We start from the raw sequence: 12,040 nt of genomic DNA on the forward strand, positions 1-12,040 counted from the left end.
TGTTCCTGACAGCAAAGAGCATTCTGCACAGCCAAAAGTTTCACTACCCGTTCGCGTATTTTAATTATCTGATGGTACACTTTATTATATGGAATCCTGAGACAAGATGTGAACTGCCGGGGAATTCCTCCACCAGTCCCTTTAAGCTTCCTTACTTTTAAAAATAATTCGGAAGATAGGGAAAAATACCCAGAATGAGATAGCAGAATTGATCAGCATGGTAATCACATCTGCCAGTGTCTCTCCGCCTGCTCCCATTTTCAGTCTGTTCATAAACAGGTCATAGACCGGTGCCTTATAAACTCCCTGTAAGGCGGCTGCACCAATGGTAATGATCACATAAGCAATCACATACCACATCGCTGCCTTAAGAGCACTGTTATTGGCTTTAAATGTCACATTTCTCTGGAGGAAAAAATTAATCACCTGCGCAATGGCCATGGTAATCTCCACTGCCAGAAAATATGCGAGGCCTCCGCCTCCGCCCTGGGAAAGCGTTCCTGCTGCATAATTGAAAATATAGTACGCAGATCCATCCAGATTAGAACCGACCCTGCCGATCTGAAAATTCGTATCTACAAGGGCCGTCATCTCAAACACATTCCGGAAAACCGGCATTAAAACCATCTGAAGAACCGTAACTCCATTGGATACGATAAAAAATATTATAAATTGCGCCATTGCAGGATGTTTGCCGACAAACGACTTCCATCCCTTCATAAAACCTGTCAGCATATCATCACTCCAATCTATTTCCCGGACAGTTTTTTTTCATAAGCTTTATTCGCTTTTGCATTGGAAAAGAAGCCTCCAATCACCTGTTTTATTCCTTTTAAGAAATGTCCGTTAACAATAAGGACCATTCCCTGTGCCATTTCCATGCTCACAACTCCATTTGTCATCTTGGCAATTCCCCGAAACGGCATACTGAAAATAAAAAGAAGGTTCAAATCCGGTTTTCCTTTTGCTTCACTCCTGTTTTTTAACGCATTCAGGATTCGGTATACCAGCCTTGCCAGCCGGCTTTTTGCATAATACATCTGACAGAAGGCATCATTGATTCCCAGCTCTCCGCTCCATTTTCCATTGGGAATGGGGTGGCCCAGCAGTGATTCAAACTCTTCTGAAGACACATCGGTAACCTTTCCTGAATAATAGGATTTCATTTTTTCCGGTTTATAAGGCTGCACATCCGTGGTGCCCACAAGGGTAAGGGTTTCACTCAGTCTGATATCTTCTGCACTGGCTCCAATGGATATGGTGTAATCCCCGCTTTCTATTTCAAAGCGGTCTGTCCCTGTGTTCCAGTACCGAAAGGTCTTGTCGTCAAAGGAAATCTCAACCGTCCTGCTCTCACCTGCTTTTAAAGGAACCTTTATAAATCCTTTCAGTTCTTTCTCCGGCCGGAAAATCCTTCCTTTTGGTCCGCTCACATAGAGCTGTGCTACTTCCCTGCCGTCACGGCTGCCCTGATTGGTAATGGTAAAACGCACACCATTTTCGGACACCTGCAGACCAGAATACGAGAAAGTCGTATAAGACAATCCAAAACCGAAGGGATAACGGACGGCAATTCCTGCTGTGCCGTAATACCGGTATCCTACGAAAAGCCCTTCCCTGTATTCGGCACAGCGTTCTTTCCCGGGAAAGTACTGATATGACGGAGTATCGGAAAGCTTCATGGGATAACTCTCGGCCAGACGGCCGGAAGGATTAACCTCACCGGTTATGACACGCACCATGGCACTGGCTCCCGCCTGACCGCCTAAGTAACCGTGCAGGATGGATTTGCAGCAGGACTGCCACGGCATTTCAATGACAGAGCCAGCACTCAGCACCCCGATAATATTGGGATTTACCTCAGCCAGCGCTTTCAGAAGACTGATCTGGCTGCCTGGAATTTCCAGATGGGTCCGGTCCTGCCCTTCTGATTCACTCAGCTCATCAAGCCCGAAGCAGTATATGACTGCATCGGCTTTTGCTGCCAGTGCAAGCGCCTCTTTTTTTAACTCTTCATCCTCTTTCCCATTCCGTTTATATCCTTTGCAGCACCCCACCAGGTTGACTGGGGCATCCTTTATTACCGTTTCCATCGTCTCCAGGGATAAGGGATTTACTATGGAAGATCCAGCCCCCTGATAACGTGGTTTCAATGCAAAATCTCCAATCACCGCAACGTTGCAGCCAGAATCCAGCGGAAGCAGGTCATCATCATTTTTAAGAAGAACAATACTTTCCTGGGACGCCTTCCTGGCCAGTTCATGATGCAGTTTTTCGTCGAAGGATTTCTTTCCATTTTTTTGACTGGCCGTAAGATCCAGTACGGCATCCAGTAAATCATCCACACAGGAATCCAGCTCCTCCATGGTAAGTGTGCCATTTTCCACTGCAGCCAGTAATTCCCTTGCAGAACCAAGCCCCGGTGCCGGCATCTCCAGATTTGAGCCTGCTGCAACGCCTTTCACATGGCTGTTGGAGCCGCCCCAGTCCGTAATGACAATTCCGTCAAATTTCCAGTCACTGCGCAGAATCTCCTGAAGGAGATGTTTGTTTTCATTGGCATAAACCCCATTTACAGCATTATAGCTGGTCATGATGGCTTTTGCACCGCCCTCTTTTACTGCAATCTCAAAGGCTTCCAGATAGATTTCCCGAAGGGTCCGTTCATCCAGGACGGAATCCACTGACATACGGAGCCGTTCCTGGCTGTTGACTGCAAAATGCTTGGGGCAGGCGTAGACTCCCTGACTTTGAATCCCCCTGATATAAGCAGCTGCCATTTTTCCTGACAGAAGCGGATCTTCTGAAAAATATTCAAAATTTCTTCCGCAAAGAGGACTCCGTTTGATGTTAAGTCCCGGTCCCAAAAGGACATTCACTTCCTGGCTGGAAGCTTCTTCTCCCAGCGCCCTTCCGATCTCCTCTGCCAGATCCTCATCCCAGCTGTTTCCCACAGCCGCAGCCGTGGGAAAGCAGGTGGCCGGCAGGGATGCATTCAGACCCAGATGATCTCCTGCTCCGGCCTGTTTACGGACACCATGGGGACCATCCGCACAAAATATGGAGTCAATTCCAAGCCGGTCAATATTCCTGGACTGCCAGACGTTCTTTCCGCTTAGGAAAGCAGCCTTTTCCTCCATAGTCATTTTTCGAATGATATCCTCATGCTTCATTATGCCATTCCTTCCTCTTTCAGTCGTTTTCTGTAGCGCTTTATGATTCTTACTTCCAAAAGCAGGAATCCTGCTGCCAGAATCACATCAATTATAATCGCAGCAATCTGCCACATCAGAAGACTTACATTTGCATTGTTTCCTTCATAGGCACGGCTGTTTACCACCGTGTACATGATATTTTTACAGGACCTGCGCATGGCATTTAAGCTGGTAGCGCTGGTTTTATCTTTTACATGGTTGGTTTCTGTATCATAGGCAACCAGCATGGCGTCGTTTCCATTTCGGATCTCCTGATCTGCATTCTGGAATCCATAGCCGCCGAAATAATCGGTAAGAACAAAGCCCTCAAATCCCCATTCGTCACGAAGTACCTTGTTAAGCAGCGTATCATTGGCACCGGAATATACGGTTCCGATATAGTTAAAGGAAGACATTACTGCCTTCGCGTGCCCCTCTTTTACTGCAATCTCAAACGGTTTCAAATAAATCTCGCGGATTGCCTGTTCATTGGACCATGTGCAAAGCATGCTCAGACGGTTGGTTTCCTGGTCATTTAATGCAAAATGCTTGATATAGGCATAAACTCCATGTTTTTCGGCACCTGCAACTGCTCTGGCAGCCATCTGTCCGGAAAGAACGCCATCCTCGGAATAATATTCAAAGTTACGGCCTGCAAATGCGCAGCGGTGAATATTCATAGCCGGTGCATACCAGCCGGATACATTCATCTCATCTGCCATCTTACCGATTTTCTCACCAAATGCCTCTGCGATATCGTGATTCCAGGTACTGGCAATCATTACAGCAGATGGGAATCCAATGGAACCAGTCCCGGTAAAGTTGTTATTAATGGAAGCCGGACCGTCACAGTCTACTGTTCCAACTTTATTAACACTTTTTGCTTCCGAAGTCTGATATCCCCCGATTGCAGTCATCGTGTCCATATCACTTACTGTCAGCTGGTCAAGGAGCTTCTCCCACTGGGGATCATCATAGGAAAGTCCCCGCATATCTGCGAGTTCCAGACCGTTCTTCGCACCTGTTACCGGCATCTGATCGCTGTCATTGTTGTGCGCTGCAGGATCATAATTGCTGTTATTAATAAAGGTTTTCTTATATTTATCCGGCAAGCTCATATTTTTCGGAGCTGCCACGGCTTTTTCATAATTAGCAAATCCGTCTGCACGTGAGAGATATGTCAGATCTCCGCTTGCATCCTCAAACCGGTTTACTGCCGCCGCCTTATCTGAAGTACGCGGCTGAGATTCATTGTATACCAGAGTTTCCGGAACTTGATAAATTTGTTCTGTAATGATATTGTGTGAATCAGAGCGAATGGATATTTTGTAGTCGCCGGATTCCAGTACATAGCAGCCATTGTCGCCGCTGTCAAAGGAAGCCATATCTTCTGTCTGTACGGACATGGGTATGGTCTGGGATTCTCCGGGCTTTAAAACACCGGTCTTATCAAAGGCAATGAGATTCGCGGAAGCTTTCTCAATCCCCTTGTTGGTATAGGGAGGATTATAATAGACTTCCACTACGTCCTTACCTGGTTTGTTTCCTTTATTGGTTACAGTTACATCAAACGAGATTGTTCCGTCTTTTTCCGTCAGCGGTCCCATCTCCTGCTGGAAAGACGTATAGGATAATCCATAGCCAAACGGATAGATCACCTCTTTATCATAATCAATCAGTCCCTCTGCAGATGCCGTCTCATAGAAACGATAGCCTGTATAAATTCCTTCTGTATAGTTCACAAAGCTTGGAAAGCTGTCTCCTCCTTTAAATGCTTTGCTTTTGAATTCATCCATATTGTCATAGGTAAAGCTGCCAAAGTTCTTAAAATTAGGTGCTTTGGTTAAATCAGCAGCAAATGTGTCACTGGTTTTTCCGGATGGATTCACAGCACCGCTTATAATTTCACCCAGGCCTTCAAAACCGGACTGACCGGTACCAGGGCACCAGAGAGTACTTTTAATCTGGCTGTAATCATTGACAAAGCCAAGCTCCATGGCATTGGCACCATTGTATACCACAATCACGTTGTCAAAATTGGAACATACCAGATCCATCAGATTTTTTTCTGTCCGGCTTAGCTGCAGGTAATGCTCTCCCGGCTCAAAATCCTTATAATCCTTGGAATTATCGGTATAGGTAACCTTACTGACATCGGTGGGAAGATCAGCTCCCTCTCCGCCCACACGGCTGATGACAACCATTGCCGTATCAGAAAAAGCTTTGGCATCTTCTATCATCTTGCTGCTGTAGGTATCCGCTGTCGGCTCCGGCAGTGTCCAGTCCTGTTCCCACATTCCAACACTGGGACGGTCGGTACGGTATTCCGTATAAAAATCAGTCAGACTGGTATTCAGTTTAAAACCGGCATCTGTAAGTCCCTGAAGCAGGGATACGGTCTCATAAGCGTCAGAGAGCGAACCGGATCCGGTTCCTCCGTAGCATGGGTTTGTAGACGCCCAGCCAAATACGTTTAAATTGGAGTCATTCTTAAGCGGAAGAAGGTCTGCATCATTTTTCAAAAGAACAATTCCTTCCTCTGCGATCTCAGTACAAAGATCCGTTGCCTCGTCAGATGTCTCCTGTGAAATGGTTCCGCTGCCGGTTGCCAGTGAAATTAAATTAGACATAGGTCCCCAGCAAATTAAGTTAACGACCACAACAAAAGCCAGAAGTATAGCCATAAGGCTGTTTCTCCGGATCAGATACTTTGTGGAACCCTTTCTTTTTTGGCATACCACCATAGCGACTGCAGCAATTGCCACAATTACTGCAAAACCGATGAGATACGGTACGCACAACCTGACGATATTTAACACATCATCAATATTAATCTGTAACATTTCTTTCATCCTCCTCCATGCATATTACCAGTTACTGGCACCCTTATATTTTAGCACAGTTGTCGGACTCCGGACTGTTGATTGCACAAGCGGTTGGTTTTTCTGCATAAAAAGCAGCGCTGCCTGTCCGGCTAGGGGGCAGCGCTGCTTAATGAAATCAATTCTCTCTTGGAAGGGGGATGACCACATTCAGCTTAAACCAGTTATCCTTCGTATCAATGGTCACCCAGCCATTGTATTTTTTAGCTGTATATTTTATACTTTTGATCCCATACCCATGATACTCTTTATCCGCCTTGGTGGTTGCAGGCTGATTGTTTTCATATTGGATGCTGCCCTCATAATAATTTTCAAAACGCAGAACAACAAACTCTTTTTTAGAAAGAACCTCTGCATGGATCAGCCGTTTCTCCTTTTCCTCGATCTGGATCGCACATTCAATCGCGTTATCCAGAGCATTTCCGAGAATCGTACAGATATCCATAACATGCATGAAATTTAAGAGCTTTCCGTCAACAACAGAGGTCAGCTCGATGTCATGTCTCTGGCAGGTCATGCTTTTTCCGGTCAGTATGGTATCCACCACAGTATTACCTGTTTTATTCTGGGCTTCATAGGTCCGTATCTCGCTTTCCATTTCATCCAAAAAGGCCAGCCGCTTCTCAGAGTCCTGTTCTGCTCTCAGTACGGCGATCTGATGTTTTAAATCATGGTATTTCCGGTTGACCATCTCTATGCTTTCCCCGGATTTGCGGTACTGGGAATACTGGCTCTGGAGGATGTTGCGCATGGCCTCTAAATCGTATTTCACCTGCATCTCCTGTCTTAATATGTGATATGCAAAAAGGATAACAAGACCGCTTAAATCCACCAGCGTCCTGATGTTAAAGATCTCTTTGGTAATCTGGCTGCTAAAGGGAGAATTGGCATATACATAGCTTAAATTACTGGCAAAAAATACAGTCAGTCCGGTTGCTGCCACAAAAAGCAGCTCTTTAAACGTAATATTTTCTTTACGGATATGTTTTTTCTCTAAAAAATAAGATCCTCCGAACACAGTTCCAAAGACGATGAAAAAAACAAGAATATTCAGCCACAGCCCAGTTATCTGGGTATTCAGTACCGCATTATAATAAAGCTGCCACTCCAGCGATGCCATGAATTCCGCAAGAATAAATGACCGTACACAATAGTATCCTGCACTGCTGGCCGTCACCTCGCAGGTAAACTTTAAATATGCAAACATCAGACCGATTGCCAGAAGCATTCCAGGAATCCACAGCGACTTGGGAAAGGTTCCTGCAGCCAGCTGCAGGCTACATTGCAGAAGAAATGCAAGGAGCATGACCACGGCCAGGGCCGGCCCTTTAAACTTTCTCTTCAGATTCAAAACATAGATGCTGCATGCAGCCCATTCTGCAATCCCTGTATAAAGTCTGGGAATCTCCGTCAGTGTAATATGATTCATGATAAAGCACCTCCCAGATAACTGGTCAGTTCTTCCATAAACTCCTTTTTTCTTGTCCTGCTGATTGGGAGCCGGGCCCCATTCATAAGAGCGCACCCATCCTGCACGCTTTCTACATGCTCCAGGTTTAATAAATAACCCTTACTGCATCGGAAGAAATTTAATTTCTTCAGCTTTTCTTCCACATCTTTTATAGCACCAAAGGTGACATATTCTCCGGTCAGAGTATGAAAAATAAGCCGGTGTCCAAGACTTTCGATATAATAAATGTCCGGCAGATACAGCTTCACCGTACCTCCCTTTATATTAACTGCCATAAATTTTTTGACATTCCGGTTGATCCGCCCGATCACCTTATCAAGTCTCTGGGAAAAAGAAAAATAAGAAACCGGCTTTAACACATAGTCCGTTGCCCCGACAGTATAGCCTTTAATGGCATACTGAGCCATATTGGTAATAAAAATAAGAATTACCTCCGGATCCTTTTCCCTGATCAGCTGTGCCGCCGTCATCCCATCCATAAATCTCATCTCTATATCAAGCAGTATAATATCGTACTCCGCTTTATAGTTCTCAACGATTTCATCTCCGTCAGAAAAAGTAAGAATGTGAAACTGCTCATTTCGTTCGCTTTGATACCGGAGTAAATATTCCTTTATCTGTGAAACACTCCCTGCATCATCATCCACTACTGCAATTCGAATCATAATTCTCTCTCCTCCGGTTCAATTAATCGGTACATCTTTTTAAGGATACAACAAATTTTTCCACCTTGCAATATGATAGAACCGTAAATCCACTGCGGTATAAAAAAAAAGAGGCACCCCATGAGGCACCCCATAAAAAGCTGCGTTGTTTTGCTTATTTTGTCCTTGAGATCAGGAATTCTTTTAAATCTGCAATCGACATATTCTGCTGATCCAGAATGGAAGATACTTCCTTAAACTGTTCCAGGCTGATCTTCTCTTTAATTTCCTTTTCTTTTTGAATTAATACTGCCATGGAATTCTTGTGCTGCAATATGGACTCCTGTACTTCTGCCAGTTCCTTCTGAAGCTTTTCCAGTGACGATTTTCTTACTCCTCTTGCCATATTATGTCTCCTTACTGAGTTATAGTCTTCTGACCATATATTAGCAATTATGGAATTAAAAATCAACGGTATGGCCTAATAATGGAAGTGGTAATTTTTTCCATTTATTCAACAGAATTATCTTTTCCGGAATTAGGATCAGATGACCAGGATTCATCTGTCTGTTTTCCTGAAAATATACGTCTTACCCCATTTGATTTGTGCATATAAACATCCTCGTCAGGATAATAGCAGGTATCCTCAATCTCCCTTGTTCCCACATCAAGAATCACCAGAACTTCATTACCGGAATTATAAAATGTATGAGCAATATTTTTCCCTGCCGGCTTTGCTATAAAATCATCTTTTCCCACTTCCTGCTCCTGCCCGTTCAGACGCAAAATTCCTTTTCCTGATAAAATCAGAAAAAATTCCTCCTGTTGTGAATGACTGTGATATTTCGTGCTGTATGCGAAAGGAGGCACATAATCAATATTTATATAAAGCTTTTGACTCCCAGCTGAATCCCCCAGCGATTTAGTAACCAGCCCCGCTTTATCACTCCAGATAAACTGATCTGAAAGCTTTTCTAAATTTTTTATATTCATCTATATTTCTCCATTCTGATACGATTTTTCCATTACGATTTCCCTGCATTGATTGAAAACCGAAAATCGGCTGATTGCAGCATCAATGGCCGCATCCATTGTCTTTGTCCTCTTAACGCCTGACTCAAACCAGAAATTTTTCACCAGCAGTTTCTGGTCTTTTCTGTCAGCAGAAGCCTCAATTCTGCCGATAAAATGATCACCGTAAATAACCGGCAGCACATAGTGTCCGTACTTACGTTTTTCTGCCGGAGTGTAAATCTCCCATTTGTAATCAAATCCAAAAAGAGCCTGTATTAATTTTCGGTCCCACAATAGATTGTCCAGTGGGGCAATGAATTCACACCTTTTTTTTAAACTTGTATTTTCTTTGCATTGCCTGGCTAACGAAACATCTTCTGTCAGAATATAAAGTTCTTCTTTGATCCCCTCTACCTGGACTTTTCTTATCATCTCTTCTTCTATAAGCCGGGTAAAAGCTGCGTTTCTCTCTGCTGATTTCAGACCGTCAATATTGAGCCATGCATCAGAAGCCCTGTTCCACATAAGCCCCACAGCGCCGATTCTTCGTAAAACACGCCATGTCTGATGATCATGTTCATCCGGATACGGATCGGGCTCTGATAATATCGTCTCAGGAATGCAGGTTTCAATAAGATCATAGTACTTGATCGATCCCGATTTATGATGAACAGCCAGATCTCCGGTAAAATACATATGCTCAAGAACTGCCCTGGATAACCTGGTATGGCTCCAGTACCAGTCCACCTTATCCGGCATATCAAGGTCTGCAGAACACACCGGACCATGACTGGCAATATAGCTTTTCACCTGTTCCTGTGCCCCGCAAATCACCTCATGGCTGCGCTCCCATTGACGGTGCTGTTTTCGAAAGCGTTCAAAATACGGCCAGTCACTGACAGGAATAATAGAAAGGTTTTTATCAAAATAATCTACAAGCACCCGGTCCTGATACAAAAGATCAGTCAGCATCTCTTTGGTAAACCCTTTTATCCGTGACTGCAAAACCAGTTCTGCATTCTTCCCGCATACATCAACCGGATCAAACTGGATACATCCTGCCTGACGGATATATTCCATAATCCCCTGTTTTCCTTCAAATCGATACGCTCCTGAAAACCCCTGCTTCCGAAACAGGAAACGGCATGCCTGCTTCCTTGTAAAATTTATAATTTCCATATTTTCCTCTCTTTGCATATGTCGCCTGAATATGTAATACTCTCAGAAAATACCAGTGTACTTAACCGGATTACTGATGTAATATATAAAAAAACGTAAGGGGTAATACATAATGCCAAATTCATACTTTAACAAAAATGACTCTGACCAGAATGGCTTAGCACTGGGCATCAGCCTTGGTTTGATATGCGCTTCAATAATTAATAATCTTGGAATCGGATTAGCAATGGGAATCGTCTTTGGTCTGCTGTTTCAAAAGGGGTTCTTCAGAAATAAACTGTAATACATAAAAGCAGCATTAATTTTTCATCAATGTTTCCTGAAAAACTATTTGAAATAATGATATAGGAATCTCCTGATTAATATAGATTTGAATCATCCCTTTGGAGGTCATCTTATATTGATCCAATTCGGCCTTATGGAGTAATAATGCGGAAGCTTCTATGTTGATATGATCCTTAAACGGAATAAGACGAACAAACTTATTTCCTGCATAAAAGCTTGGCAATTTTGCCCATAACCGTTCCTCTATCTCACAGGACACGCTATTAATTATCTCATCTCTTAATTTTATAAATAACTGCTGTATTTCATCACTGTATTGATTTATATAATTTTGTATGTCTTCACTCATAGGATACCTCCCCCTTTTTCACTCATATTACCTCAAACACACTCAGCCGTCAAGAAGGCCGGACAGGAGCTGTCATCTCAATGTGATTCCCTTCACTGTCCATAAATTCGCAGACCCAGTTTGTTCCGATTTTATGAACTGGAAAAACAACCGGTAACCCTTTCAATTTCCGTTCCAGGATCGTTTTGTCTGCAACTTCAAGACTTGGAATACAATTGCTGCCGAATGTATGATTCTCTTCCATCTTTTCATAAGCAAACAAACCCATCCGAAAACCATTTATCTCAAACACACTGTATATCTCATCTTTTTCAGTAACTGGCTGCTCTAAAAATGCTTCATAAAAATTAATGGCACGTTTCATATCCTTCACGCATAAATATAGAGCGTTTAATTTGCAATTCATATACGTTTTTCTGCTCTCTTAGGTAAACTGGTAACAATCGGTCGTCCAATCTTCATCTGAATACGCCAGTCAGGAATTTCGCCATCATCTCCCCAATACTCATCCAGTTGTCTGATCTTCCCCTGTTCCATTTGAAAAAATGAAACTACATGACAGGAGACCTCGTCCGACCAGATATGTGCTGCCGTAATAATCTGATCACCATTCTGCTCCATTCGTTCCAACTCTCCGTTCCATTTTCCCGGATACTCACAATTGGCTTTTATAAATTCAGGGACCGAAAACTGTTCGTTGGAACAATGCCAGCGGATAAGACCATCTTCATGAAAAAAGGGAAGAAGCTCATCCGCATTTTGTTCCGCAATATACCTCCAATAAAGCTGCATCTGTTTTTTTTCAACCATACTTCTTTTCCTCCAAAATAAATCTCTGCCCTATTACCAGGTACAGATTGATATTACCATATAAAGAGAGACATCTGTGTGTCATGTTTTAAAAAGGAAAAGGTATCAAAATAATTAAGCCAAACATCATATCTGTCTCTTATACACATCTGACGCTGCCGACGATATGCAGTGTGTAGATCTCGGTGGGCGCCGGATCATTTAAAAAAAAA

Annotated in this window: 12 protein-coding genes; 1 reads left to right on the plus strand and 11 read right to left on the minus strand. The window is 43.4% G+C overall.

Annotated elements, in window-relative coordinates; all coding sequences use genetic code 11:
- Positions 1–141: 141 nt before the first annotated feature.
- The 8 genes from CRO04_RS22095 to CRO04_RS22130 form a co-directional block, all read right to left on the minus strand.
- Positions 142–735 carry a hypothetical protein gene (locus CRO04_RS22095; RefSeq protein WP_097006417.1) on the minus strand — a complete coding sequence of 198 codons (594 nt, stop codon included), beginning with the start codon at positions 733–735 and terminating at the stop codon, positions 142–144.
- Positions 736–749: 14 nt separating this feature from the next.
- Entirely contained in the window at positions 750–3,173 is a 2,424-nt protein-coding gene (locus tag CRO04_RS22100; RefSeq protein ID WP_097006418.1) for a beta-glucosidase, read from the minus strand.
- Positions 3,173–6,037, minus strand: coding sequence for a glycoside hydrolase family 3 protein (locus CRO04_RS22105; RefSeq protein ID WP_097006419.1), 2,865 nt, complete (start codon positions 6,035–6,037; stop codon positions 3,173–3,175). Before CRO04_RS22105 ends, CRO04_RS22100 begins: the two co-directional genes overlap by 1 nt.
- A 157-nt stretch (positions 6,038–6,194) precedes the next feature.
- Positions 6,195–7,505, minus strand: coding sequence for a sensor histidine kinase (locus CRO04_RS22110; protein WP_097006420.1), 1,311 nt, complete (start codon positions 7,503–7,505; stop codon positions 6,195–6,197).
- Complete coding sequence (locus tag CRO04_RS22115) at positions 7,502–8,212, minus strand: LytR/AlgR family response regulator transcription factor (RefSeq protein ID WP_097006421.1); 711 nt, start codon at positions 8,210–8,212, stop codon at positions 7,502–7,504. Before CRO04_RS22115 ends, CRO04_RS22110 begins: the two co-directional genes overlap by 4 nt.
- 154 nt (positions 8,213–8,366) lie before the next feature.
- Complete coding sequence (locus CRO04_RS22120; protein ID WP_097006422.1) at positions 8,367–8,597, minus strand: hypothetical protein; 231 nt, start codon at positions 8,595–8,597, stop codon at positions 8,367–8,369.
- Between the two features lie 104 nt (positions 8,598–8,701).
- On the minus strand, positions 8,702–9,184 hold the full coding sequence (locus tag CRO04_RS22125) for a cupin domain-containing protein (RefSeq protein WP_097006423.1): 483 nt from the start codon (positions 9,182–9,184) through the stop codon (positions 8,702–8,704).
- Positions 9,185–10,384 (minus strand): winged helix-turn-helix domain-containing protein, encoded by a 1,200-nt coding sequence (locus tag CRO04_RS22130; protein WP_207654497.1) that lies wholly within the window; start codon positions 10,382–10,384, stop codon positions 9,185–9,187. It abuts the gene before it with no gap.
- 112 nt (positions 10,385–10,496) lie between these two features.
- On the opposite strand from CRO04_RS22130, the gene CRO04_RS26405 reads away from it, so the two are divergent.
- Positions 10,497–10,667, plus strand: coding sequence for a hypothetical protein (locus CRO04_RS26405; protein WP_166432644.1), 171 nt, complete (start codon positions 10,497–10,499; stop codon positions 10,665–10,667).
- Positions 10,668–10,682: 15 nt separating this feature from the next.
- On the opposite strand, the gene CRO04_RS22135 is transcribed toward CRO04_RS26405, so the two are convergent.
- Genes CRO04_RS22135 through CRO04_RS22145 form a run of 3 tightly spaced genes read right to left on the minus strand, consistent with a single transcriptional unit; the run spans position 10,683 to position 11,828 of the window.
- Positions 10,683–11,018 carry a DUF1801 domain-containing protein gene (locus tag CRO04_RS22135; protein WP_097006424.1) on the minus strand — a complete coding sequence of 112 codons (336 nt, stop codon included), beginning with the start codon at positions 11,016–11,018 and terminating at the stop codon, positions 10,683–10,685.
- Between the two features lie 49 nt (positions 11,019–11,067).
- Complete coding sequence (locus CRO04_RS22140) at positions 11,068–11,424, minus strand: VOC family protein (protein ID WP_097006425.1); 357 nt, start codon at positions 11,422–11,424, stop codon at positions 11,068–11,070.
- Positions 11,421–11,828, minus strand: a complete 408-nt coding sequence (locus CRO04_RS22145) for a nuclear transport factor 2 family protein (protein ID WP_097006426.1) — start codon at positions 11,826–11,828, stop codon at positions 11,421–11,423. Before CRO04_RS22145 ends, CRO04_RS22140 begins: the two co-directional genes overlap by 4 nt.
- Positions 11,829–12,040: the final 212 nt, after the last annotated feature.

The sequence above is a fragment of the Lacrimispora amygdalina genome (assembly GCF_900205965.1).
Taxonomy (GTDB): Bacteria; Bacillota; Clostridia; order Lachnospirales; family Lachnospiraceae; genus Lacrimispora; species Lacrimispora amygdalina_A.

Coding starts and splice junctions, on each gene's coding strand:
- CRO04_RS22135 (WP_097006424.1), bottom strand. CDS start 11,018: ATGAGTGAAGACATACAAAATTATATAAATCAATACAGTGATGAAATA.
- CRO04_RS22100 (WP_097006418.1), bottom strand. CDS start 3,173: ATGAAGCATGAGGATATCATTCGAAAAATGACTATGGAGGAAAAGGCT.
- CRO04_RS22140 (WP_097006425.1), bottom strand. CDS start 11,424: ATGAATTGCAAATTAAACGCTCTATATTTATGCGTGAAGGATATGAAA.
- CRO04_RS22130 (WP_207654497.1), bottom strand. CDS start 10,384: ATGGAAATTATAAATTTTACAAGGAAGCAGGCATGCCGTTTCCTGTTT.
- CRO04_RS22120 (WP_097006422.1), bottom strand. CDS start 8,597: ATGGCAAGAGGAGTAAGAAAATCGTCACTGGAAAAGCTTCAGAAGGAA.
- CRO04_RS22095 (WP_097006417.1), bottom strand. CDS start 735: ATGCTGACAGGTTTTATGAAGGGATGGAAGTCGTTTGTCGGCAAACAT.
- CRO04_RS22110 (WP_097006420.1), bottom strand. CDS start 7,505: ATGAATCATATTACACTGACGGAGATTCCCAGACTTTATACAGGGATT.
- CRO04_RS26405 (WP_166432644.1), top strand. CDS start 10,497: ATGCCAAATTCATACTTTAACAAAAATGACTCTGACCAGAATGGCTTA.
- CRO04_RS22115 (WP_097006421.1), bottom strand. CDS start 8,212: ATGATTCGAATTGCAGTAGTGGATGATGATGCAGGGAGTGTTTCACAG.
- CRO04_RS22105 (WP_097006419.1), bottom strand. CDS start 6,037: ATGTTACAGATTAATATTGATGATGTGTTAAATATCGTCAGGTTGTGC.
- CRO04_RS22145 (WP_097006426.1), bottom strand. CDS start 11,828: ATGGTTGAAAAAAAACAGATGCAGCTTTATTGGAGGTATATTGCGGAA.
- CRO04_RS22125 (WP_097006423.1), bottom strand. CDS start 9,184: ATGAATATAAAAAATTTAGAAAAGCTTTCAGATCAGTTTATCTGGAGT.